Genomic DNA, 21,537 nt, shown 5'->3' with positions numbered 1-21,537 from the left:
TCTTTGCACCATGACAACGACGAACACCCCCTCCGACCCGGCCGGCGCGCTGGACCACGACGATTACGACGCGCTCGACGCCATCCTGGACGACCTGCGCACGCGCGGCGACGAGGTGCCGCAGTGGGAGTTCTGCGAAGGCGCGATGGCCGCGCTGCTGTGCACGCGCCGCCCCATCGAGCCCGCCGAGTGGCTGCCCGTGCTGCTGGGCACCGGCCCGCTGCCCACCGCGCCGCAGGACGACGGCACGCATTTCAGCGACACCGCGCAGTACGAGCGCTTCATGGACCTGTGGTCGCGCCGCGAGGCCGAGGTGGCGGCATCGCTGGCCGCACCGGTGGACACGCTGGAAGACGAGCGCAGCTACCACCCCGAGCTGATGGATGTGCGCGGCGCCGTGGCCGCGCTGCCGGACGAAGAGCGCGCCGAGTTCCAGGACCAGGAGCTGCCGGCCTACGCCCAGGTGTGGGCGCTGGGCTTCATGTTCGTGGTGGAGAACTTCGGCGAGGACTGGGAGCCGCCGCGCGACAAGGAGACCGCCGCCTGGATCGACGAGGCGCTCGAGAAGGTGGTCAAGCTGACCGAGGACGACACCGACACCCCCACGGTGAACATGCACGCCGAGGACGGCCCGCCCAGCGTGAGCGACGACCGGCTCAACGCCTTCGGCGCCGCCATCTGGGCGGTCTACGACCTGCACCAGATCGGCAAGAGCCTGGGCCCGCGCGTGGAGCCGGTGCGCAAGGAGGCCACGCCGGGCCGCAACGATCCTTGCCCTTGTGGCAGCGGCAAGAAATACAAAAAATGCCACGGGGCCTGACGGCCGTCCGGGCGCGGTTGACGGATGAACATTCATTCGCTTAAGATCGCGCCCTCATGAAACCCAAGGACGACGACAAGCAGCAGGCCATCGCCAGCGCCACCCTGGCGCTGGTCGAGCGCGTTGGCCTGAGCGGGCTGACCATGGCCGGCATCGCGCGCGAGGCGGGCCTCGCCACCGGCACGCTGTACGTCTACCACCGCTCCAAGGAAGAGCTGCTCAACGCGCTGTACGAGCAGGTCAAGGGTGCGCTGAGCGCGCTGATCGACACTGGCATCGATCCGTCCGTGCCGTTCCGCCGCCGCATCCAGCAGAACTGGACCCGGCTGCTGCGCCACCGACTGGCGCACTACCCGGAGGCGGTGTTCATGGACCAGTACTACAACTCGCCCTGGTTCAGCGAGGCCTCGCGCCAGTTCTCGGCGCGTTTCGCCAGCGGCTGCCTGGGCTTTTTCGACGAGGCGCGGGCGCAGCAGATCGTGAAGGACGTGCCCACCATGCTGCTGGCCGCGAGCTTCTTCGGTTCGGTGCGCGACACCGCCAACCTGCTGCGCAGCGGCGACCTGCAAGACACCGAGGCCGCGCTGGCGCAGGCCTTCGGTCTTTGCTGGGATGGCATCAAAGCCTGAGAAAAGACTTTTCTTCGACACCGTTTTTCACTATAAAGCGAATGAACATTCATTCACTGGTGTACCGGCACTTCAACCCACGACAGGAGAACCCACGCATGCCCACCACGCTCAACATCAACGGCAAGGACGTTCGCGTCGACGCCGACGAATCCACCCCCATCCTCTGGGCCCTGCGAGACACCCTGGGCATGACCGGCACCAAGTTCGGTTGCGGCGCGGCGCTTTGCGGTGCCTGCACCGTGCACCTGAACGGCGCGGCCATCCGCTCCTGCGTCACCCCCATCGCCTCGGCCGTGGGGCAGAAGATCACCACCATCGAAGCAGTGGCGACCGACCGCGTCGGCCAGGCCGTGCAGCAGGCCTGGGTGAAGGCCGACGTGGCGCAGTGCGGCTACTGCCAGAGCGGCCAGATCATGAGCGCCACCGCGCTGCTCAAGGCCAACCCGAAACCCAGCGATGCCGAGATCGACGGTGCCATGGCCGGCAACATCTGCCGCTGCGGCACCTATGCGCGCGTGCGCATCGCCATCCAGGACGCGGCCCGCACGCTGGCCTGAAAGGACACCCCATGCACCTGCACACCCACACCGCCGACCAGATTCGCGCCCACCTGCCGCCCGCGCTGGCCCACCGCCTGGAGGACGCCGAGGCGCCTGAAGGCATCGCGCGCCGCAGCTTCCTGAAGATCGCCACCGCCTCCGGTTTCGCGCTGGGCGCCTACCCCCTCATCGCCAGCGCCCAGCAGGGTGCGGCCCCCGCCGCCACCGGTCTGAAGCCCGACCAGCAGCCCGCCGCCTTCGTGAAGATCGCGCGCGATGGCACGGTCACCGTCACCGTCAACCGCCTGGAGTTCGGCCAGGGCACGCACACCGGCCTGGCCATGGTGCTGGCCGAAGAGCTGGACGCCGACTGGAGCCGCGTGCAGGCCGTGCACGGCAACGCCGACCCGGCCTACAACGACCCGGCCTTCGGCATGCAGATCACCGGCGGCTCGACGGCGGTCAAGCACTCGTACACCCAGTACCGCGAGCTCGGCGCGCGCACGCGCGCCATGCTGCTGGCGGCCGCCGCGAAGCAGTGGAACGTGCCGGTGGCCTCGCTGCGCACCGAGCGCGGCGTGGTGATCGGCCCCGGCGGCAAGAAGCTCGGCTACGGCGCCCTGGCCGACGCCGCCATGCAGCAGCCGGTGCCGGTGCAGGTCACGCTCAAGGACCCGTCGCGCTTCAAGCTGATCGGCCAGCCCACGACGCGGCTGGACGCGAAGGCGAAATCCAGCGGACGGCAGGGCTTCGGCATGGACGTGCGCCTGCCCGGCATGCTCACCGCCGTGCTCCAGCACCCACCGGTGTTCGGCAGCAAGGTGGCCTCGGTCGATGACGCGGCCGCGCGCGCGGTGAAGGGCGTGAAGGCCGTGCTGCGTGTGCCGCTGCACGATGGCGGCGAAGGCGTGGCCGTGGTGGCCGAGGGCTACTGGGCCGCGAAGCAGGGCCGCGATGCGTTGAAGGTGCAGTGGAACGACGCCGGCCGCGAGAAGGTGGACAGCGCGCAGCAGCTCGTGAGCTACCGCGCCCTGGCCGCCAAGACCGGCCACATCAAGCACGACGCCGACATGGCGCCGCTGGCCAACGCGCCGCACAAGATCAGCGCCGAGTTCGTGTTCCCCTACCTGGCGCACGCGCCCATGGAGCCGCTGAACTGCACGGTGCAGCTCACCGGCAGCGGCGCCGCCGCCAAGGCCACCGTGTGGACCGGTACCCAGATGCCGGGGCTGGACACGGCCGCGGCCGCGCGCACGCTGGGCGTGAAGCCCGAGCAGGTGACGATGAACGTGCAGATGGCCGGCGGCGGCTTCGGCCGGCGCGGCCTGCTCACCAGCGATTTCGTGGTCGAGGCCTGCACCATCGCGAAAGCCGCGCAGGCCGCCGGCCTGAGCGCGCCGGTGCGCACGGTGTGGAGCCGCGAAGACGACGTGCGCGGCGGCTACTACCGCCCCATGCACCTGCACCGCGCCGAGATCGGCTTCGACGCGCAGGGCAAGGTGCTGGCCTGGGACCACGTGATCGTGGGCCAGTCCATCATGGCCGGCACCTTCTTCGAACCCATGATGGTCAAGGGCGGCGTGGACGAGACCATGGTCGAAGGCATGGGCAAGCCCTACAGCGTGCCCATGCGCCTCTCGGCCCACCACCCCAAGCTCAACGTGCCGGTGCTGTGGTGGCGCAGCGTGGGCTCCACGCACACCGGCTACGTGATGGAGACGCTGATCGACGACATCGCGCGCGCCACGAAACAGGACCCAGTGGCCTACCGCCTGAAGCTGATGGACGACAAGGCCGTGCGCCACCGCGCCGCGCTGCAGCTCGCGGTGGACAAAAGCGGCTACGGCAAGAAGGCCCTGCCCGCCGGCCGCGCCTGGGGCGTGGCGGTGCACGAGTCCTTCGACTCGGTGGTGGCCTACGTGGTCGAGGCCTCGGTGGTCGACGGCACGCCCAAGCTGCACCAGGTCACGGCCGGTGTGCACTGCAACCTCGCGGTGAACCCCAAGAGCGTGGAAGCGCAGATTCAGGGCGGGGCGCTGATGGGCCTGTCCATGTGCCTGCCGGGCGCGGCCATCACCCTGAAGGACGGCGTGGTGGAGCAGAGCAACTTCGGCGACTTCGCGGTGCCGCGCATCACCGACATGCCGGCCATCGCGGTGCACCTCGTGCCCAGCGCCGACGCGCCCACCGGCGTGGGCGAACCCGGTCTGCCGCCGCTGGCGCCGGCGTTCGCCAACGCCATCGCGAGCCTGACCGGCAGGCCGCTGCGCGAACTGCCGTTCAAGCTGGCGTGACGCGGCCGGTCTAGAACGTGCCGAGGTCGAACGGCCCGCCCTGTGCCAGCGCGCGCTGGTAGGCGGGCCGCTCGTGGATGCGGCGCAGCCAGTCCGCGAGCTTGGGCCGGTTCTTCAGCAGGCCGCGCGCGGCGGCGGCTTCGATGCCGAAGCTCATCTGCACGTCGGCCGCGCTGAACGAGCGTCCGGCGAACCAGGGTCCGTGTTCCGCCAGCTCGGCTTCGAGGTAGTCGAAGTGCCGCTTGAGGTTGGGCGTGACGAGCAGCTTCTTGACCTGGGACGAGATGCCCAGCGCCACCGGGCGCACGATGAAGGGGCTCTTGCGCTCGATCTGGTCAAACACCAGTTGCAGCAGCAGCGGCGTGGCCAGCGAGCCTTCCGCGTAGTGCAGCCAGTAGCGGTAGCGCAGGAAGGACGGTGTGCCGTGCGCGGGCGCGAATTGGCCTTCGCCGTAGGTCTCGACCAGGTACTCCAGGATCGCGCCCGATTCGGCCAGCGTGGCCTTGCCGTCGGTCACCACGGGCGATTTGCCCAGCGGGTGCACCTTCTGCAGCGAGGCCGGCGCCAGCATGGTCTTGGGGTCGCGCTCGTAACGCTCGATCTGGTACGGCACGCCCAGCTCTTCGAGCAGCCAGAGCACGCGCTGCGAGCGCGAGTTGTTCAGGTGGTGGACCGTGAGCATGAAGGGCTGCCTTTCAAATGGGGGTGGTGCCGTGCCAGTGTAGGGGCTGCGTTCAGGCCAGGGCCGGCGGCAGGGCCTGCGCCAGGAAGTCCCACACCTGGCGGATGCGCGGGTTGCTGCGGATCTCGCGGTGCACCGCGAGCCACACCGGCAGCGGCGGGATCGGCAGCATCGGCAGCAGCGGCACGAGGTCGGGGTTGCGGCGCGCCACATAGCGAGCCAGAAAGCCCACACCCAGTCCCGCGTCCACCGCGGCCTGGTAGGCGTTGAGGTCGTCGGTGCGCACGGCGAAGTTCTCGCGCTGCATCGGGTAGCCCATGGCCGCGAAGCCGCGCAGGATGTCGGTCTGGCGATCGTTGCCCACCAGGTCGTGCGCCAGCAGATCCTGCGGCGTGCGCGGCGTGCCCCGGCGGCGCAGGTAGTCGCGGTGGGCGTAGGTGCCCAGGGCCACCTGGCCGACCTTTTTGCACAGCAGGGTGGCCTGGTCGGGGCGCACCATGCGCAGCGCGATGTCGGCCTCGCGCTGCAGCAGGTTGCTCACGGCATTGCTCGACACCAGCTCCACCTGGATGTCCGGGTGGGCCTGGCGCAACTGCAACAGCACCGGCGGCAGCAGCACGCAGGTCACGGGCTGGCTCGCGCTGATGCGCACCGAGCCGCGCGCATCCTGCTGCGCGCCCGAAGCCTGGCGCGCGAGCTGGTCGGCCGCGCTGGCCATCGCGCGCGCCGCCTCGGCCAGCCGGTGGGCGTGCGCCGTGGGCACGAGGCCACGGCCGGTGCGCTCGAACAACACCACGCCGAGCTGCGTTTCGAGCTCGCCGATGTGGCGACCCATCGTGGGCTGGGTCGTGGCCAGGGCCCGCGCGGCGGCCATCAGGCTGCCCCGGTCGAGCGCCGCGAGGAAGGAGCGGATGAGGGTCCAGTTGAAATCACCGGTATTCATTTGTGCATGGCTGATGTTCAGTTTCATCCCATTGTGAATGGGGCGATCTGTTTCCACAATCGATGCCATGGCGCCGGTGGTCGGTGTTTCGCGGAGTTCCTCATGAAAACCATGCCCTCTTCTTCCTCCCCTGCCGGCACGGTGCTGGTGCTCGGCGGTCGCGGCCGCTTGGGCCTGGCCGCGGTGCAGGCCTTCGCGCGCGACGGCTGGCGCGTGCTGGCGCAGATGCGCCCCGGTGCACAGGCACCCACGGTGGCCGGTGTGCAATGGCTGGCGCAGGCGGTGGACACGCCGCAGGCCGTCGCCGACCTGGTGGCGCGGGTGCGGCAGGCGGGCGGCGCCACGGTGGTGGTGCACGCGCTCAACCCCAACCAGTACACCCGCCCGGCCTGGGAGCGGGAGAACGGGCCCCTGCTGCAAAGTGGCATGGCCGTGGCGCGCGCGCTGGCCGCCACGCTGATGCTGCCGGGCAACGTCTACAACTTCGGCCAGGGCATGCCGGCGGTGCTGCTCGAAGGCGCACCGTACCGGCCGACCATGGCCATGGGCCGCGTGCGCACCGAGATGGAAGAGCGGCTGGAGGCGGCCACGCAACGCGGGGAACTGCGCGCGGTGATCGTGCGCGCCGGCAATTTCTATGGGCAGGGCCAGGGCACCTGGCTGGACCGCGCGATGCTCACCGGCATCCGCCGCGGCAAGCTGGTGTTTCCCGGTCCGCTGGACGTTGCGCACGCCCTGGGCCTACCTGCCCGACCTGGCGCAGACCTTCGTCGCCCTGGCGCGTGTGCGCGAGACCCTGCCCGCGTTCGAGTCGCTGCACTTCAGCGGCCACACGCTCACGGGCCGCGATTGGGTGAATGCCCTGCAGCCACTGGCCCGCGAGCAAGGCTGGCTGCGCGAGAACGAGGCGCTGCGCGTGGGTGGCATGCCCTGGCCGCTGATCCGCGCGCTCGGCCTGGCATGCCGACCCTGGGCGCGCTGGCCGCCTTGCGCTATCTCTGGAACCAGACCCACCGGCTGGACAACCGCCGCCTGCGTGAGCGGATCGGCAGCGAGCCGCACACGCCCTGGCCGCAGGCCTTGGAACACACGCTGCAGGGCCTGGCGCTGCTGGGCGCCGAGGGCGTGACCGCGTTGCCCGCGCGGGCCTGATGTCCATGGACCGCCGGCGCTTCATCCGCCTTGCGGGCGGCGGCGCGGTCGCCGTCACCCTGGGCGCCTGCGACAGCGCGCTGCCGCCCGAGGCCATTGCCGCCTGGCAGGGGCCGGGCGAGCAGACCGACGTGCGCCGCTGGCTGGTGGGGCACGCGCTGCTCGCGCCGCACTCGCACAACCTGCAGTCCTGGCTGGTGGACCTGGGCGTGCCCGACGAGATCACCCTGTTCATCGACCGCAGCCGCCTGTTGCCCCAGACCGACCCGCATTCGCGCCAGATGATGATGAGCCAGGGCTGCTTCATCGAACTGCTCGACCTGGCGGCGCGAGAGAAGGGCCTGCGCGCGCAGATCGAGCTGTTCCCGCAGGGCGCCTTCGGCCCCGAGACGGTCGATGCACGGCCGACCGCGCGCATCCGCCTGGTGCCCGAGGCGTCGGTGGCGCCCGATCCACTGTTCGCGCAGATCTTCCACCGCCGCACGAACCGCGAGGCCTATGAGGCGCGCGAACCCGATGCCGCTGCCCTGGAGGCGATCAGCGCCAGTGTGCAGGCTTATCCGATGCGGGTCGGTTTCGTGGGTGCCGCGCAGTCGGAGGCGCTGGCGCGGCACCGCCGCATCGCCCGCGAAGCCTGGCGCATCGAGCTGGTCACGCCGCGCACGGTGATGGAGTCGCTCCAGGTGCTGCGCGTGGGCCCGCAGGAGATCGCGCGGCACCGCGACGGCATTTCGCTCAACGCGCCGATGGTGCGCGCGCTCGTGGCCCTGGGCCTGTTCGACCGCCGCGAGGTGCCCGCGCCCGACGGCACGTCGACGACGACCCAGATCCAGGACTTCAACACCCGGATCGAGCACACGCCCGCCTTCTTCTGGCTGGTGACCGAGGGCAACGACCGCTGCACGCAGATCAACGCGGGCCGCGCCTATGTGCGGGCCCAACTCGCCGCCACCGCCGCGGGCCTGTCGATGCAGCCGCTGTCGCAGGCGCTGCAGGAGTACCCCGAGCAGATAGGGCCATACAACGAGATCCATCGGCTGCTGGGTGCGCCGGCACCGCGCTTCACGGTGCAGATGTGGGCCCGGCTGGGCTATGCGCCGGTGATCGGGCCCTCGCCCCGGCGCGGTCTCGCGGCGCACATCCTCAAGGCTTGAGTTCGAACGCCGCCTCCGCGAGCGCCACGCCGTTGACCCGCAGGTCGATGAGGTGCGTGCCGGGGTAGAGCGTGCGCGTGGTCACGGGCTTGAGGCTGTGGCGCTTTTCCAGCGCGCGTTCTTCGCCGGGCGCGAGCGTGAGCTTCCAGCCCTTGAACACCTTGGGCGAGGCGCTGCCGTTGGCGCGCACGTGGTGCACGGCGTAATCCACGACCAGCGACTGGGGCTGGCGCGCGCTGGAGCGCAGTTGCACGCGCAGGCCGATCTCGCCGCCGACCGCCGCGCGCTTCGCCGTCAGCGCGAGCGTGGCCTCGCCCTGCAGGCCGCTGCCCAGGCCCCAGGCCGCCAGCGTGGGCGCGTGGCCGGCCTTGATCAGGCCGCGGCTGGCGTGGCGCAGCAGCGCGTTGCGCGCATCGGGCGCGTCGATCAGGTGGTCGCGCACCCAGCCCGCGACCAGGTCGGGGTGGTCCTTGGCGATGTCGTTGAGGTGGTTGCGCAACACTGCGGCGCACGTAGCTGCTGGGGTCGTCCTGCAGCGCGCGCAGCAGGGGCAGGGTGGGGGCCGGGTCCAGCACCAGCGCCTGCAGCCGCAGGCCCCAGGGCAGGCGCGGGCGGCTGCCTTCGCTCACCAGCCGACGCACGTGCGCGCTCGGGTCGTTCACCCACTGGCCCAGGGTGTCGAAGGCCAGGGCGGGGTGGCGCTGGATCAGCGGCCGGATGGCGAACTCGGCGGTAAAGCGCTGCGTGACCGCGTGCAGGCAGGCCAGGCCGCGCCGGGCCGCCGCTTCGTCGGCCACGCCCCGGCGCGCCACGAATTCGCCGACCGCCCACAGGGCCCAGCCGCCGATGCCGTGCTCGTCGCGCGCCTCGCCGAGCTTGAGCGGTTCGCCCTGGGCGTCCATGGCCAGGGGGGCGCGAGGCTGGCCTCCAGCAGTTCGCAGGCGGCGTTGAAGTCGTCGGGCAGTGTGGCTTCCAGCGCGTCGGCCAGCTGCATGGCCCGGGCCTTGAACTCCAGCTGTTCCAGGCCGGTGGCGGCCTGGGCCTCGAAGCGCTTGCGGTCGAATGTCGGCCAGGCGCGGCGCAGGTGGTGGCCGGCGTTGACGACGGTGGCCGGGCCGATGAGGTTCTTGAACGGTTCCATGGGCTTCAGGTGCGGGGCAGTCGTTGCAGGAGGCCGGCCAGCGCATGGCGCACCGTGGCCTGGCGCACGGCGGCGCGGTCGCCGTCGAAGCGCTGGTGCTCGGTGAACACGCCCTCGGGCGTGGCCCAGCCGAACCACACCGTGCCCACCGGTTTCTCGGCGCTGCCACCGGTGGGGCCGGCCACGCCGGTCACGGCCACGGCGAGCTGGGCCGGCGAGTGCGCCAGCGCGCCCGAGGCCATGGCGCGCGCCACCGGCTCGCTCACGGCGCCGTGCCGCTCGATCAGCAGGGCCGGCACGCCGAGCAGGCCGTGTTTGGCGGCGTTGGAGTAGGTGACGAACCCGCGCTCGAACCAGTCGCTGGAGCCCGAGAGCTCGGTGCAGGCACCCGCGATCAGGCCACCGGTGCAGCTTTCGGCCGTGGCGATCATCAGGCCGCGCGCCTTGAGGGCGGCGGCGAGTTGTTCGACCAGGGCGGTGGTGGTGTCGGGCATGTTCAGAGCCTCCACAAGGCGATGACGATGAGCGTGCAGAAAGCGGCGGCGAAGTCGTCGAGCAGGATGCCGAAGCCGCCGCGCGGGCCGAAGCCCTTGAAGGTCCGGTCGGCCCAGGCCATGGGGCCGATCTTGACCATGTCGAACAGCCGGAAGATCAGAAACGCCGCAAGCTGGGCCCAGAAGCCGCTGGGCGAGATCATCCAGAGCACCAGCCAGAAGGCGACCACCTCGTCCCACACGATGTGGCCGGAGTCGGCCACGCGCAGGTGCCGCGCGGTGACGGTGCAGGCCCACCAGCCCGCGAGCGTGGCCGCGGCGATCACGACCGCCCAGGTCAGCGGCGTGAGCAGCGGGTCCAGCAGCAGGAAGGCGACCCAGGCCCAGAGCGTGCCGGCCGTGCCCGGCGCCAGGCGGCTCAGGCCAGCGCCCGCGCCGAGCGCGAGGAAGTGGGCGGGGTGGGCAAGCAGGAAACGCCAGGTCGGGCGGGTGAGCGGCGCGTCGTTGGCGGTGTCGGGCATGCGGGGATTATCGGGCGGGCACTCAGGCGAAATGGTCGAAGCCTTGTGCGCCGAGTGGCACCTCCTGGCCCGCCGCGCCGAGCAGGCGCAGGCCCGGGGCGGCCGTGATGCGCCCGATGCGCGTGACCGGCGTGGCGCTGTCGGCCGAGGCCTGGGCAATGGCCTCGCGCGCTTCGGGCGCGGCGGTGAACAGCAGCTCGTAGTCGTCGCCGCCGGCCAGCAGGCATTCGAGCCACCGCGCCTCGGGCAGGCCTTGCAGCGCAGGGGCCACGGGCAGGGCCGGCAGGTGGATCTCGGCGCCCACGCCGCTGGCCTGCAGGAGGTGGCCGAGGTCGCCGGCCAGGCCGTCGCTCAGGTCGATCGCGGCGTGCGCGCCCGCCACGGCCGACAGCGCCACACCCAGGGCGTTGCGCGGTGTGGGCCGCTCCAGCCGCGCGCGCGCTTCGGCCTCCACGGCCGTGCCGGCCCATTCGGTGCCGCGCAGCTGCTCCAGCGCCAGCCGGGCTTCGCCGGTGCGGCCACTCACATACAGGTCGTCGCCCGCGCGCGCGGCGTCGCGCCGCAGCGCCTGGCCGGGTTTCACCTCGCCGAAGACGGTGATGCAGAGGTTGAGAGGGCCGCGCGTGGTGTCCCCCCCCACCAGCGGGCAGGCGTGCGCATCGGCCAGCGCGAACAGCCCTTGCGCGAAGCGCGCGAGCCAGTCGCTGTCGGCGTGGGGCAGGGCGAGCGCGAGCGTGAAGCCCAGCGGGCGCGCGCCCATGGCGGCGAGGTCGCTCAGGTTCACGGCCAGCGCCTTGTGGCCCAGCGCTTCGGGGTCCACGTCGGCGAAAAAATGCCGGCCCTCGACCAGCATGTCGCTGGAGATCGCGAGCTGGTGGCCGGGGCTGGGTTGCAGCAGGGCGCAGTCGTCGCCGATGCCCAGCACCACCGCGCCGTCCCCACCGGTCGCTGGCGCGCGCTGGAAATGGCGGCGGATCAGTTCGAACTCACCCATGCGCTTGGGGCGAACCGGCCGAGGGTGCCGGGGCAGGGGGTTCGTCGTCTTCGCCGCGGCGCGCGGCCCGGGGCGGAATCAGGAAGCTCAGCGGCGCGGCGCGGATGCGGCGCTTGATCGCGGCGCGGATCAGCTGGCGATTGACCTCGCTGATGTTCTGCGCCTGCAGCGCGAGGCGGAACGCGAGGTAGAAGCTCACGCCCAGGTTGAGCGGCCCGACGGCGAGCACACCGGCCACCGCCCACCAGAAGGCGGGCTCGGTGAACACGTCCCAGCCCAGCGCCATGGCCGCGGCCGTGACCTGGCCGGCCGAGAGGGTGACGTGGCGCACGTCCAGCGGCAGGCTGAAGAAGGCCGCGAACGCGGGCACCAGGCCGAGCATGAAGCCCAGCGAGATGTTGGCCGCCAGGCCCGAGATGTTGCGGCGCATGAAATCGGCCCAGCGCGCGGCGCGCTCGCGCCCGAGCACGGCGGTGAAGCGCGGGTTGTGCTGCATGGCCGAGTCCAGGTTGTGGAACACGTACCAGTTCTCGACCCAGCCGGCGATGATGCTGGAGGCGAACAGCAGCACCCCGGTGAAGGCCGCGAAGAACACGGTGGGGCCGAGCAGGTGGATGTCGTTGAGCACGTGGTGCGCCTTGTCCTCGTTCACCATGGCCTGGCCGGTGAGCAGCTGCAGGCCCAGGCTGATGAGCACCACCACGGGGATCACCAGGCCCACGTTGCCCACGATGGCGGCGATCTGCGAGCGGAACAGGTTCGCCACCTCGTCGACGAAGCGGCGCACCGCGCCGGGCGCCTTGATGTCGCGCAGCTTGGCGACCATGGCTGGCGCGGTCACGGCGGGCTGCTTGGCTGCGACCGTGAGGTGCAGCAGCATGATCAGCACGAACGAGGCGGCGTAGTTCAGGCCGGCGGCAAAGCCGCCCCAGAACGCGGTGAGGCCCAGCCCGTACAGCAGGAACTTGATCCAGGTCGTCAGGCCGATGATGGCGCCGCCGCCGGCCGCCTTGCGCACCATTTCGCGGTACTCGGCGGCGTTGCGGGTGATGTAGTGCTCGCCGCTCTCGGCGCTGCGCTCGGCCACCTTGGCCGCGGTGAGGTGCGAGCTGCTGGCGATGAGCGAGCGCACGCTGCGGTTGTCCAGCCCGACCTGGGCCAGGTCGGCCAGCAGCGCGGCGGTGGCGCGCTCGGGCTGCTCGGACTGCAGGCAGTCCAGCAGCTCCTTGACGCGCACGATGCGTTCGCGCAGCTGGCGCAGGCGGAACACGATGCCGACCGACACGCCGTGCTCTTCCAGGTGCGAGTACACGGTGTAGGCGGCGTGGCGGCAGGCGTCGAGCTGCTGGCGCAGCACATCGGCGGCGGCCAGGGCTTCGGGGCTGCGTGCGCCGTGGCTGTTCACGGCACGGCGCAGCGCCTCGAAATCGGCCGGCAGCTCGTGGAAGGGCCGCTGGGCCTGCGCCTCGGGCGACATGCGGATGCGGATTTCCGAGGCGAAGCCGGTGGCGCTGATCTGGCTCACGCAGAAGATCAGCGCGTCCATCAGCGCGGTCTGCCAGAAGCCGGCGGGCGAGTCGGCGGCCGGGGCCTCGTCGGCCGGCGCCGCGATCAGCAGGCTGCGCAGGCGCTTGAGGGTGTCGCTGTCGAGCGCCTTGAGCCAGCGCACGTCGAAGCGCGCGGACAGCAGCAGGTCGAACAGCTCGGCCATGTCGGTGGTCTCGGGCGTGCCCGGCAGCACTTTCTTGCGCAGCCGGTTGCCGAATTCGCTCAGAAAGGCGGTGCGCGGCGCGAAGCCGTGGTCGGCCAGCAGCGGCGTGAGGTCCACGGTGGCGATGAAGCGGCCCCACCAGCGGCGCCAGCGCGCCTGCACGGCGGGATCGCCCTGCACGGTGTCGAGGAACAGGCGCACGCGGCCGACGCTGGCCTGCACGTCGGCCTCTTCGCCGCGCACCCAGCGCAGCGCGCCGATCAGCCACAGGTGGCGCAGCGCCAGCGGGGCGTCCGGGTCCAGGGTGTCGAGCGGGGTGGAGGTGGGCATGCGGTCGTCGGAGTGGGGGCCGCGTGTCGGGGCGCCGGGTTTCAGTGCAGCACCCGCGCCGGTGCGTCGCCCGAGCCCGGGGCGCGCAGCGCGAACTCGGCCACCTCGGCCTCGAAACGCTCACCGTCTTCGGCCACGCAGAAGAAGCTGCCGCGCATGGTGCCCGTGGGCGTGGCCAGGCGCGTGCCGCTGGTGTACTGGAAGGATTCTCCGGGCCGCAGCAGGGGCTGGTGCCCGACCACGCCCAGGCCCTTGACCTGCTCGGTCTGCCCGCGCGCGTCGTCGATGATCCAGTGGCGCGCGATCAGCTGTGCCGGCACCTCGCCCGCGTTGGTGATGGTGATGGTGTACGCGAAGGCGTACACGTCTTCGTCGGGCGACGACTGTTCGCTCAGGAACTGGGGTTCGACCTCGCAGGTGAACAGGTATTTCGGCATGGGCGGCATGTTACCGCGCGCCTGCGTCAACGCGGTGGCCCTGCGAGAATGGGGGTCTTTGGCCCGATCCCGCGCCCACTCATTCCCCACCAGCCAGGTTGCCCATGTCCCAGCTTCCCGTCCAGCACCGCATCGCCCCCTCCATCCTGTCCGCCGATTTCGCCCGCCTGGGCGACGAGGTGAAGAACGTCATCGCCGCCGGCGCCGACTGGATCCACTTCGACGTGATGGACAACCACTACGTGCCCAACCTGACCTTCGGGCCCATGATCTGCCAGGCGCTCAAGCCGCATGCCAAGAAGCCCGACGGCACGCCGGTGCCGATCGACGTGCATCTGATGATCCAGCCGGTGGACGCGCTGGCCGGTGCCTTCATCGACGCCGGCGCCGATCTCGTGAGCTTCCATCCCGATGCGAGCACCCACGTGCACCGCAGCGTGCAGGCCATTAAGGCCAAGGGCGCCAAGGCCGGCCTGACCTTCAACCCCGGCGCGCCGCTGGACGTGCTGGACTGGCTGATCGACGACATCGACCTGATCCTGATCATGAGCGTGAACCCGGGCTTCGGCGGCCAGAGCTTCATCGATTCCGCGCTGCGCAAGATCGAGGACGCGCGCCGGCGCATCGAGGCCAGCGGCAAGGACATCCGCCTGGAGGTGGACGGCGGCATCAAGGCCGACAACATCCGCCGCGTGGCCGACGCAGGGGCCGACACCTTCGTGGCCGGAAGCGCGATCTTCGGCAAGCCGGACTACAAGGCCGTGATCGACCAGATGCGCGCGGCGCTCCAATGAGAAGCATCGACGACGCCCGGCTGGGCGCCGGGCCGCTCCCAAGCCCGGCCAGCCCCCTCGGGGGGCAGCGACCCGCGCAGCGGTGGAGCGTGGGGGCCTTGATCGTCGACCTTGACGGCACCATGGTCGACACCTTGGGCGACTTCGACGTCGCCCTGAATGAAGCCCTCAAGGACCTGGGCCGCCCGGTCGTCGCCCGCGCCGACATCGAGCGCATGGTGGGCAAGGGTTCGGCGCACCTGATCCGCTCGGCGCTGCTGCACGGCGGGCTTGGTGCCGACGAGGCCGCCCGCCTGCAGCCCGAAGCCTGGACGCGCTACCAGGCGCACTACCTGGCCATCAACGGCCAGCACAGCGCGGTCTACCCCGGTGTCGTCGAGGGCCTCGCGGCGCTGCGCGAGCGGGGCCTGCCGCTGGCCTGCCTGACCAACAAGCCGCTGAACTTCGCGCGCCCGCTGCTGCAAGCCAAGGGCCTGGCGGACTTTTTTGCCCACGTGTTCGGCGGCGACAGCTTCGAGCGCACCAAGCCCGACCCGCTGCCGCTGCTCAAGACCTGTGAAGCCCTGGGCACGGTGCCGGCGCAAACGCTGATGGTGGGCGATTCGCAGAACGATGCGCTGGCCGCGCGAGCTGCCGGCTGCCCGGTGGTGCTGGTGACCTACGGCTACAACCACGGCGAGCCGGTGCGCGGGGTCGACGCCGATGCCTTCGTGGACCGCCTCGACGGCCTGCCCGGCTTGCTGCAGGCAGGGGCCTGAAGACGATCAGTAAAGCAGCTTGCCGTCGCCGGACACCACACCGATGTCCACCCAGTTGCTGCCCAGGTTGCTCTTGGCGAAGTTGACGCGGAAACCGCCGAGGTCGACCTCGCCCATGGCGCGCAGCGACTGCGCGATGCCCGAGGGATTGAGGCTGCGGCTGCGTTTGGCGGCTTCGGCGAACACCCGGGCGGTGATGTAGCCCTCCATGTGGAAGGTGGTGTAGTCCATCAGCGTGGGGTGCACCTTGCGCATCGCTGCGCGGAAATCGCGCTGCAGCGGGAGCGTCGCGCCCATGGGGTTGGGGAAGGTCTGGGACAGGCCCACGCCGCGCGCGCCGGTGCCCGCGAATTTCATCAGCGCCGGTGCGGGCAGGTAGGACAGGCTGAAGATCTGCTGCGAGACCCCCGCCGCCCGCAGCGCGGCAATGGCCTCGCCCGAGAACTTGGGTGCGCCCACCACCAGGGCCGATTGCGGGTTGGCGGCGGCCAGGGTCTTGGCCGCCTGCGCGAGCGCCGCGGCGTCGGTGGCGGACTGCGCCTCCACGATCTCGATGCCACCCAGCTCGGCCGCCGCGCTGCGCGCCGAGGCCAGGCCGGAGGAGCCGATCGGGATGTTCTGGTGCAGCACCCCCATGGAGCGGATGCTCAGCGTGCGCGCGTGCGTCACGATCTTGTGGATCTGCTGCTCGTCGCCCGCGCGGATGTGGAACAGCTTGGGGTGCCCCGGCGAGCGCAGCACGCTGGCGCCCGGCACCGCGTTGAGGATCACGATGTCGGTGGTGTCCAGCAGTTTGCTGTCGAGCAGGCCCTTGAGGGTGGCGGAGCCCAGCGGCGTCAGCAGCGCCACCGGCTTTTGCGCCATCACCGTGCCCAGCTGCTGGCGGAAGCCGTCGAAGGTGTAGGTGTCGTCCAGCTTGACGAGCGAGATGCGCCGGCCCTGGATGCCACCGCGGCCGTTGATCTCGTCCAGCGCGGCGGTGATGCCTTCGTTAAGCTCCTTCGGGTCCGGCGCGGGCAGCACGGTGAACGGCCCGATCTGCGCCACCACGATGTCGCCGCTGTCCTGGGGCAGGCCGGTGACGGGCAGGAGGGCGGCGGCCAGGGCGGCCATCAGGTTGCGACGGATCATAGTGAATGCGGCGTAGAGGGGATGACCCGCATTCTGGCGGGCCGGACCGCCCGTTCGGCGGCGCATGGGGGCCGCGCGTCGCGCGGACGGGTCAGCGTGCCGGCTTGCCCAGCAGGGCGTCCTTGAGCAGGTGGTCGGCCGGTTTGGGGCCCAGCCAGATGCGCAGCAGGGCGTCGTAGAACTCGGGCTCCTTGAACGGCTCGCCTTCCACCTTGCCCTTGATGGTGAGCACGGCGCCGGTGCCGGGCACCCAGTCCACCAGGAAGTTGTCGCCGGCCTGCAGCTTCTTGTGGTCGCTGAACACCTGGCTCATGCGCAGCACACCCGGGATGAGCTTGGAGAAGGCGCTGCGGTCCATGTTGTCTTCCATGCCGCGCGAGAACAGCTTGCCCAGCTCGGCCGAGTCGATGTCGCGCAGCATGGTGATGCTGATGCGCTTGGGGCCCTTGGTCGCGAGCACCGCCTCGGGGGTGCTCGCCTTCTCCCCGAGGTACAGGCCGGCGGTGTAGACCTTGAACACCGCCTTGTAGCGGATGCCGGCGCCATTGAGCACCAGCGGGCTGCCGGCGACGGTGGCGCGGTCTTCGAGCTTCACGCCGGCGAGGTCGACGGTGGCGGCCTGCGCCGCACCCATGCCGAGCAGGGCAAAGACCAGGGCGAGGGTGGGCATCAACGGTGTTTTCATGGGGTGTGTCCGGGTGGGCGAGGGCGATGGCGCGTAAAAAAACGAACACCCGTTCGTTTCGCCAGGATTGTCCTTGCCGAGCCTGTGCCGGACATCAGGGTTTGGCCGTAGAACCAAAGCTTGGGCGCGTGATGTGGGACACGGTCATGGCGCTTTGCTACACTGCGCCTTCCATGTTCAACCCACGCACATCCTTTTCAGGTGGTCTGCCGAGCCGCAATGGCCGGGGAGCCTGGCCCTGGCGCAAGCCAGCGTAAACGTGCACCTTCCCCCGGGGTTTGCACAGTCCGCGCGCGTTCCACGCCGCCACTGTCACCCCACCCCGAACCCGGCGGATGTTTCCCCGGATGGCATGGACCCCAGCCCCACCCGATGCGTCGACGATGACCCGGCGTGTGGCCGATGGAAAGAACGAACATGATCACGGAACTCGAATTCAAGAGCCTGGCCCAGCAGGGCTACAACCGCATCCCGCTGATGGCCGAGGCCTTCGCCGACCTCGAAACCCCGCTCTCGCTCTACCTCAAACTCGCGCACGGGCGCGGTGACGGCAGACACAGCTTCCTGCTCGAATCGGTGGTGGGCGGTGAGCGCTTCGGGCGCTACAGCTTCATCGGCCTGCCCGCGCGCACCCTGCTGCGCGCCAGCGGCTTCGGCGCCGAGGCCAAGACCGAGGTGGTGCGCGACGGCGCTGTCGTCGAGACCGCGCACGGCAACCCGCTGGACTTCATCGCCGCTTACCAGAAGCGCTTCAAGGTCGCTCTGCGCCCCGGTCTGCCGCGCTTCTGCGGCGGCCTGGCCGGCTACTTCGGCTACGACGCGGTGCGCCACATCGAGAAGAAGCTGGAGAACAGCTGCCCGCCCGACACCCTGGGCTGCCCCGACATCCTGCTGCTGCAGTGCGAAGAACTGGCGGTGATCGACAACCTCTCGGGCAAGCTCTACCTCATCGTGTACGCCGATCCGGCCCAGCCCGAGGCCTACGCCAACGCCAAGAAGCGGCTGCGCGAACTGCGCGAGGCGCTGAAGTACTCGGTGAGCGCGCCGGTGGTCAAGCCCAGCCAGAGCTACCCGGCCGAGCGCGACTTCGCCAAGGCCGACTACCTCGCGGCGGTCGAGCGCGCCAAGGAGCTCATCGCCGCCGGTGACTTCATGCAGGTGCAGGTGGGCCAGCGCATCAAGAAGCGCTACACCGAGTCGCCGCTGAGCCTGTACCGCGCGCTGCGCTCGCTCAACCCGTCTCCCTATATGTATTACTACCACTTCGGGGATTTCCACGTGGTGGGGGCTTCGCCGGAAATTCTGGTGCGCCAGGAGCACACGCCCGAGGGCCAGAAGATCACCATCCGCCCGCTGGCGGGCACGCGCCCGCGCGGCGCCACGCCCGAGCAGGACAAAGCCACCGAGACCGAGTTGGTCAACGACCCCAAGGAACGCGCCGAGCATGTGATGCTGATCGACCTGGCGCGCAACGACATCGGTCGCATCGCCAAGACCGGCAGCGTGAAGGTGACCGAGGCCTTCGCGGTGGAGCGCTACAGCCACGTGATGCACATCGTGAGCAACGTCGAGGGCATCCTGGTGGAGGGTCCGGACGGCCAGCCCGTGGGCAGCATGGACGTGCTCAAGGCCACCTTCCCGGCCGGCACGCTCACCGGCGCGCCCAAGGTGCATGCCATGGAGCTGATCGACCAGCTCGAGCCGACCAAGCGCGGCATCTACGGCGGCGCCTGCGGCTACCTGAGTTACGCCGGCGACATGGACGTGGCCATCGCGATCCGCACCGGCATCATCAAGGACCAGACGCTCTACGTGCAGGCCGCGGCCGGCGTGGTGGCCGACTCGGTGCCCGAGATGGAGTGGAGGGAAACCGAACACAAGGCGCGCGCGCTGCTGCGCGCCGCCGAACTGGTCGAGGAGGGCCTGGAATGAAGCCGATCCGCTTGCTCATGGTCGACAACTACGACTCGTTCACCTACAACATCGTGCAGTACTTCGGCGAACTCGGTGCCGAGGTCAGCGTGTTCCGCAACGACGAGATCACGCTGGAGGAGATCGATGCGCGCCTGGCCGCCGGTCAACTGGATCGCCTGGTGATTTCGCCAGGGCCGTGTTCGCCCGCCGAGGCCGGCATTTCGGTCGCGGCGATCCAGCACTTCGCGGGCAAGCTGCCCATCCTCGGTGTGTGCCTGGGGCACCAGAGCATCGGCGCGGCCTTCGGCGGCAAGATCGTTCGCGCGCAGGAGCTGATGCACGGCAAGACCTCGCCGATCACCACCACGCGCCAGGGCGTGTTCGCGAACCTGCCCGAGCAGTTCACCGTGAACCGCTACCACTCGCTGGCCATCGAGCGCGCGAGCTGCCCCGATTGCCTCGAGGTCACGGCCTGGACGCCGGATGGCGAGATCATGGGCGTGAAACACAAGACACTGGCCATCGAAGGCGTGCAGTTCCACCCCGAGAGCATCCTCACCGAGCACGGCCACGCCATGCTCAAGAACTTCCTGGAGCAGGCATGAACACCACCGTCGACTTGCGCAGCGACACCGTCACCCAACCCACCGCCGCCATGCGCGAGGCCATGATGGCCGCGCCCCTGGGCGACGACGTGTTCGGCGACGACCCCTCGGTGCAGGCGTTGCAGGAGCGCATCGCCGCCATCACCGGCAAGCAGGCCGCGCTCTTCATGCCCAGCGGCACGCAGAGCAACCTGTGCGCGATGCTGGCGCACTGCGAGCGCGGCGATGAGTACCTGGTGGGCCAGAACGCCCACACCTACCGCTACGAAGGTGGTGGCGCGGCGGTGCTGGGCAGCATCCAGCCGCAGCCGCTGGCGCAGAACGCCAGCGGGCAGATGCAGCTGGCCGACATCGCCGCCGCCATCAAGCCCGACGACCCGCACTTCGCCCGCACGCGCCTGCTGTGCCTGGAGAACACCTGGAACGGCCACCCCATGCCGGCCGACTACCTCGACGGCGCCACGGCGTTGGCGCGCGAGCACGGGCTGGCGGTGCACCTGGATGGCGCGCGCGTGTTCAACGCGGCGGTGGCGGCCGGTGGTGACCCTCGCCTCGGCGCAGGACCGCTCCAAGCCGAGGCAGCCCCCTCGGGGGGCAGCGACCCACACGCAGTGGGGGAGCGTGGGGGCGACCCTTACCAGACGGTGCGCGGCATCGTCGACCGCTTCGACAGCGTGTCGGTCTGCTTCAGCAAGGGCCTGGGCGCGCCCGTGGGTTCGGCCCTGTGCGGCTCGGAAGACCTGATCCGCCGCGCGCTGCGCTGGCGCAAGATGCTGGGCGGCGGGCTGCGCCAGTCGGGCCTGCTGGCGGCCGCCGCGCACCACGCGCTGGACCACCACGTGCGCCGCCTGGCCGACGACCATGCGCTCGCGCTGCGCCTGGCCCAGGGCCTGGCCGGCATCGAGGGCTTGAGCGTGCGCTCCGCGCAGACCAACATCGTGTTCGTCGATGTGGCCGGCGGGCGTGGGCCCGACCTGCTGGCCCACCTCGCGAAGGATGGCGTGCTCGCCACCGGCCTGATCGGGCTGCGTTTCGTGACACACCTCGACGTGGACACGGCCGGCATCGACCGCGCGATCGCGAGCACCCGGGCCTTCTTCGCGCAGGGCGGCACCGCGCCCGCCGCGCGCGCCGCCGGCACCGCCGTCTACTGAGCCGGAGCGTCCCATGCCCGATTGGCCGCAACTCCTGCTCTTCATCGTGGCCGGCTGGCTGCTCAACCTCACGCCCGGCCCGGACGTGCTCTACATCGTGAGCAACTCGCTGCGCGGCGGCGTGCGCGCCGGCATGGTGGCCGCGCTCGGCATCTTCGCGGGCTGCTTCGTGCATGTGGCGATCGCCACCGTCGGCCTGGGCGCCCTGCTGGCGGCCTCGGCCACGGCGTTCACGGTCGTCAAGTTCGTCGGCGCGGCCTACCTGCTGTGGATGGGCGTGCGCCTGCTGCGCGCGTCCACCCCGGGCTGGGCGCCCGACGCCGCCCCCGCCGAGCCGGACCTAGGCCGCGTGTTCCGCCGCGGCTTCCTCACCAACGTGCTCAACCCCAAGGTGGCGCTGTTCTTCCTGGCCTTCCTGCCGCAGTTCATCGCGCCCGACGCCAGCCACAAGACCCTGGCCTTCCTGGCCCTGGGCGTGCTGTTCAGCTTCAATGCCCTGCCCGTGACCTTGGGCTACGCCTGGCTCGCGGCCTGGGCCGCGAACCGCGTGAGCCTGGTGCGCCGCGCCATGCACTGGCTCGACCGCGCCGCCGGCGTGCTCTTCATCGGCTTCGGCCTGAAACTGGCCTTGACCGACCATCCCGCCCCGTAA

At 70.6% G+C, this 21,537-nt stretch carries 23 protein-coding genes; 12 read left to right on the top strand and 11 right to left on the bottom strand.

The annotated features are described in order from the left end of the window. The first annotated feature begins 10 nt into the window (after positions 1-10). The 4 genes from ACFJGX_RS01705 (at position 11) to ACFJGX_RS01690 (ending at position 4,285) form a co-directional block, all read left to right on the top strand. Positions 11-820 (top strand): UPF0149 family protein, encoded by an 810-nt coding sequence (locus ACFJGX_RS01705; protein WP_382322929.1) that lies wholly within the window; start codon positions 11-13, stop codon positions 818-820. A gap of 56 nt (positions 821-876) precedes the next feature. Then, on the top strand, positions 877-1,449 hold the full coding sequence (locus ACFJGX_RS01700; protein ID WP_382322930.1) for a TetR/AcrR family transcriptional regulator: 573 nt from the start codon (positions 877-879) through the stop codon (positions 1,447-1,449). A gap of 98 nt (positions 1,450-1,547) precedes the next feature. Then, positions 1,548-2,009, top strand: coding sequence for a (2Fe-2S)-binding protein (locus tag ACFJGX_RS01695; RefSeq protein ID WP_382322931.1), 462 nt, complete (start codon positions 1,548-1,550; stop codon positions 2,007-2,009). A gap of 11 nt (positions 2,010-2,020) precedes the next feature. Further along, positions 2,021-4,285 (top strand): molybdopterin cofactor-binding domain-containing protein, encoded by a 2,265-nt coding sequence (locus ACFJGX_RS01690; protein ID WP_382327611.1) that lies wholly within the window; start codon positions 2,021-2,023, stop codon positions 4,283-4,285. A gap of 10 nt (positions 4,286-4,295) precedes the next feature. Here the strand turns inward: ACFJGX_RS01690 and ACFJGX_RS01685 are convergent, their stop codons facing one another. Both ACFJGX_RS01685 and ACFJGX_RS01680 read right to left on the bottom strand, forming a co-directional pair. Next, positions 4,296-4,967: a glutathione S-transferase family protein gene (locus ACFJGX_RS01685; RefSeq protein ID WP_382162718.1), complete on the bottom strand. Its 672-nt coding sequence runs from the start codon at positions 4,965-4,967 to the stop codon at positions 4,296-4,298. A gap of 52 nt (positions 4,968-5,019) precedes the next feature. After that, positions 5,020-5,910 carry a LysR family transcriptional regulator gene (locus tag ACFJGX_RS01680; RefSeq protein WP_382322933.1) on the bottom strand — a complete coding sequence of 297 codons (891 nt, stop codon included), beginning with the start codon at positions 5,908-5,910 and terminating at the stop codon, positions 5,020-5,022. Positions 5,911-6,012: 102 nt separating this feature from the next. On the opposite strand from ACFJGX_RS01680, the gene ACFJGX_RS01675 reads away from it, so the two are divergent. Continuing rightward, a complete protein-coding gene (locus ACFJGX_RS01675) occupies positions 6,013-7,062 on the top strand; it encodes an NAD-dependent epimerase/dehydratase family protein (RefSeq protein ID WP_382327609.1) in 1,050 nt (349 codons plus the stop codon). After that, positions 7,062-8,216: an Acg family FMN-binding oxidoreductase gene (locus ACFJGX_RS01670; RefSeq protein WP_382322936.1), complete on the top strand. Its 1,155-nt coding sequence runs from the start codon at positions 7,062-7,064 to the stop codon at positions 8,214-8,216. Before ACFJGX_RS01675 ends, ACFJGX_RS01670 begins: the two co-directional genes overlap by 1 nt. On the opposite strand, the gene ACFJGX_RS01665 is transcribed toward ACFJGX_RS01670, so the two are convergent. The 7 genes from ACFJGX_RS01665 to apaG form a co-directional block, all read right to left on the bottom strand. After that, positions 8,206-8,718, bottom strand: coding sequence for a hypothetical protein (locus tag ACFJGX_RS01665; protein WP_382322937.1), 513 nt, complete (start codon positions 8,716-8,718; stop codon positions 8,206-8,208). The genes ACFJGX_RS01670 and ACFJGX_RS01665 overlap by 11 nt on opposite strands. Positions 8,719-8,922: 204 nt before the next feature. Next, entirely contained in the window at positions 8,923-9,357 is a 435-nt protein-coding gene (locus tag ACFJGX_RS01660) for a hypothetical protein (RefSeq protein ID WP_382327607.1), read from the bottom strand. A gap of 5 nt (positions 9,358-9,362) precedes the next feature. Next, positions 9,363-9,851, bottom strand: a complete 489-nt coding sequence (locus tag ACFJGX_RS01655; RefSeq protein ID WP_382322938.1) for a CinA family protein — start codon at positions 9,849-9,851, stop codon at positions 9,363-9,365. A 2-nt stretch (positions 9,852-9,853) separates the two neighbouring features. Further along, complete coding sequence (locus ACFJGX_RS01650; RefSeq protein ID WP_382162700.1) at positions 9,854-10,372, bottom strand: phosphatidylglycerophosphatase A; 519 nt, start codon at positions 10,370-10,372, stop codon at positions 9,854-9,856. A 22-nt stretch (positions 10,373-10,394) separates the two neighbouring features. Then, entirely contained in the window at positions 10,395-11,366 is a 972-nt protein-coding gene (gene thiL / locus ACFJGX_RS01645; protein WP_382327605.1) for a thiamine-phosphate kinase, read from the bottom strand. Then, on the bottom strand, positions 11,359-13,407 hold the full coding sequence (locus ACFJGX_RS01640) for a site-specific recombinase (protein WP_382327603.1): 2,049 nt from the start codon (positions 13,405-13,407) through the stop codon (positions 11,359-11,361). The genes thiL and ACFJGX_RS01640 overlap by 8 nt, the downstream gene beginning before the upstream one ends. Positions 13,408-13,448: 41 nt before the next feature. Next, entirely contained in the window at positions 13,449-13,844 is a 396-nt protein-coding gene (apaG, locus tag ACFJGX_RS01635) for a Co2+/Mg2+ efflux protein ApaG (protein ID WP_291117488.1), read from the bottom strand. Positions 13,845-13,948: 104 nt separating this feature from the next. On the opposite strand from apaG, the gene rpe reads away from it, so the two are divergent. Beyond that, the gene (rpe, locus tag ACFJGX_RS01630) at positions 13,949-14,638 is read left to right on the top strand and encodes a ribulose-phosphate 3-epimerase (RefSeq protein ID WP_382322939.1); all 690 of its coding nucleotides are present in this window, start codon (positions 13,949-13,951) and stop codon (positions 14,636-14,638) included. A 122-nt stretch (positions 14,639-14,760) separates the two neighbouring features. Beyond that, positions 14,761-15,396: a phosphoglycolate phosphatase gene (gph, locus tag ACFJGX_RS01625; RefSeq protein ID WP_382325845.1), complete on the top strand. Its 636-nt coding sequence runs from the start codon at positions 14,761-14,763 to the stop codon at positions 15,394-15,396. A 6-nt stretch (positions 15,397-15,402) separates the two neighbouring features. Here gph and ACFJGX_RS01620 read toward each other — a convergent pair whose 3' ends face one another. Together ACFJGX_RS01620 and ACFJGX_RS01615 are read right to left on the bottom strand one after the other, a co-directional pair. Next, entirely contained in the window at positions 15,403-16,527 is a 1,125-nt protein-coding gene (locus ACFJGX_RS01620; protein ID WP_382322940.1) for an ABC transporter substrate-binding protein, read from the bottom strand. A 91-nt stretch (positions 16,528-16,618) separates the two neighbouring features. Continuing rightward, on the bottom strand, positions 16,619-17,212 hold the full coding sequence (locus ACFJGX_RS01615; RefSeq protein ID WP_382162686.1) for a chalcone isomerase family protein: 594 nt from the start codon (positions 17,210-17,212) through the stop codon (positions 16,619-16,621). A 417-nt stretch (positions 17,213-17,629) separates the two neighbouring features. On the opposite strand from ACFJGX_RS01615, the gene trpE reads away from it, so the two are divergent. The 4 genes from trpE to ACFJGX_RS01595 are packed head-to-tail and all read left to right on the top strand — an operon-like array spanning position 17,630 to position 21,537. Next, positions 17,630-19,144, top strand: coding sequence for an anthranilate synthase component I (gene trpE, locus ACFJGX_RS01610; protein WP_382322941.1), 1,515 nt, complete (start codon positions 17,630-17,632; stop codon positions 19,142-19,144). Then, positions 19,141-19,731: an anthranilate synthase component II gene (locus tag ACFJGX_RS01605; protein ID WP_382162681.1), complete on the top strand. Its 591-nt coding sequence runs from the start codon at positions 19,141-19,143 to the stop codon at positions 19,729-19,731. Before trpE ends, ACFJGX_RS01605 begins: the two co-directional genes overlap by 4 nt. Then, entirely contained in the window at positions 19,728-20,885 is a 1,158-nt protein-coding gene (locus tag ACFJGX_RS01600; RefSeq protein WP_382322942.1) for a GntG family PLP-dependent aldolase, read from the top strand. Before ACFJGX_RS01605 ends, ACFJGX_RS01600 begins: the two co-directional genes overlap by 4 nt. A gap of 13 nt (positions 20,886-20,898) precedes the next feature. Then, positions 20,899-21,537, top strand: a complete 639-nt coding sequence (locus ACFJGX_RS01595) for a LysE family translocator (protein WP_382322943.1) — start codon at positions 20,899-20,901, stop codon at positions 21,535-21,537.

The sequence above is a fragment of the Hydrogenophaga sp. UC242_50 genome (assembly GCF_042697355.1).
Taxonomy (GTDB): Bacteria; Pseudomonadota; Gammaproteobacteria; order Burkholderiales; family Burkholderiaceae_C; genus Hydrogenophaga.
Note: the sequence above shows the minus strand (reverse complement) of the source record. Positions and strands in the feature narration are given on the sequence as shown.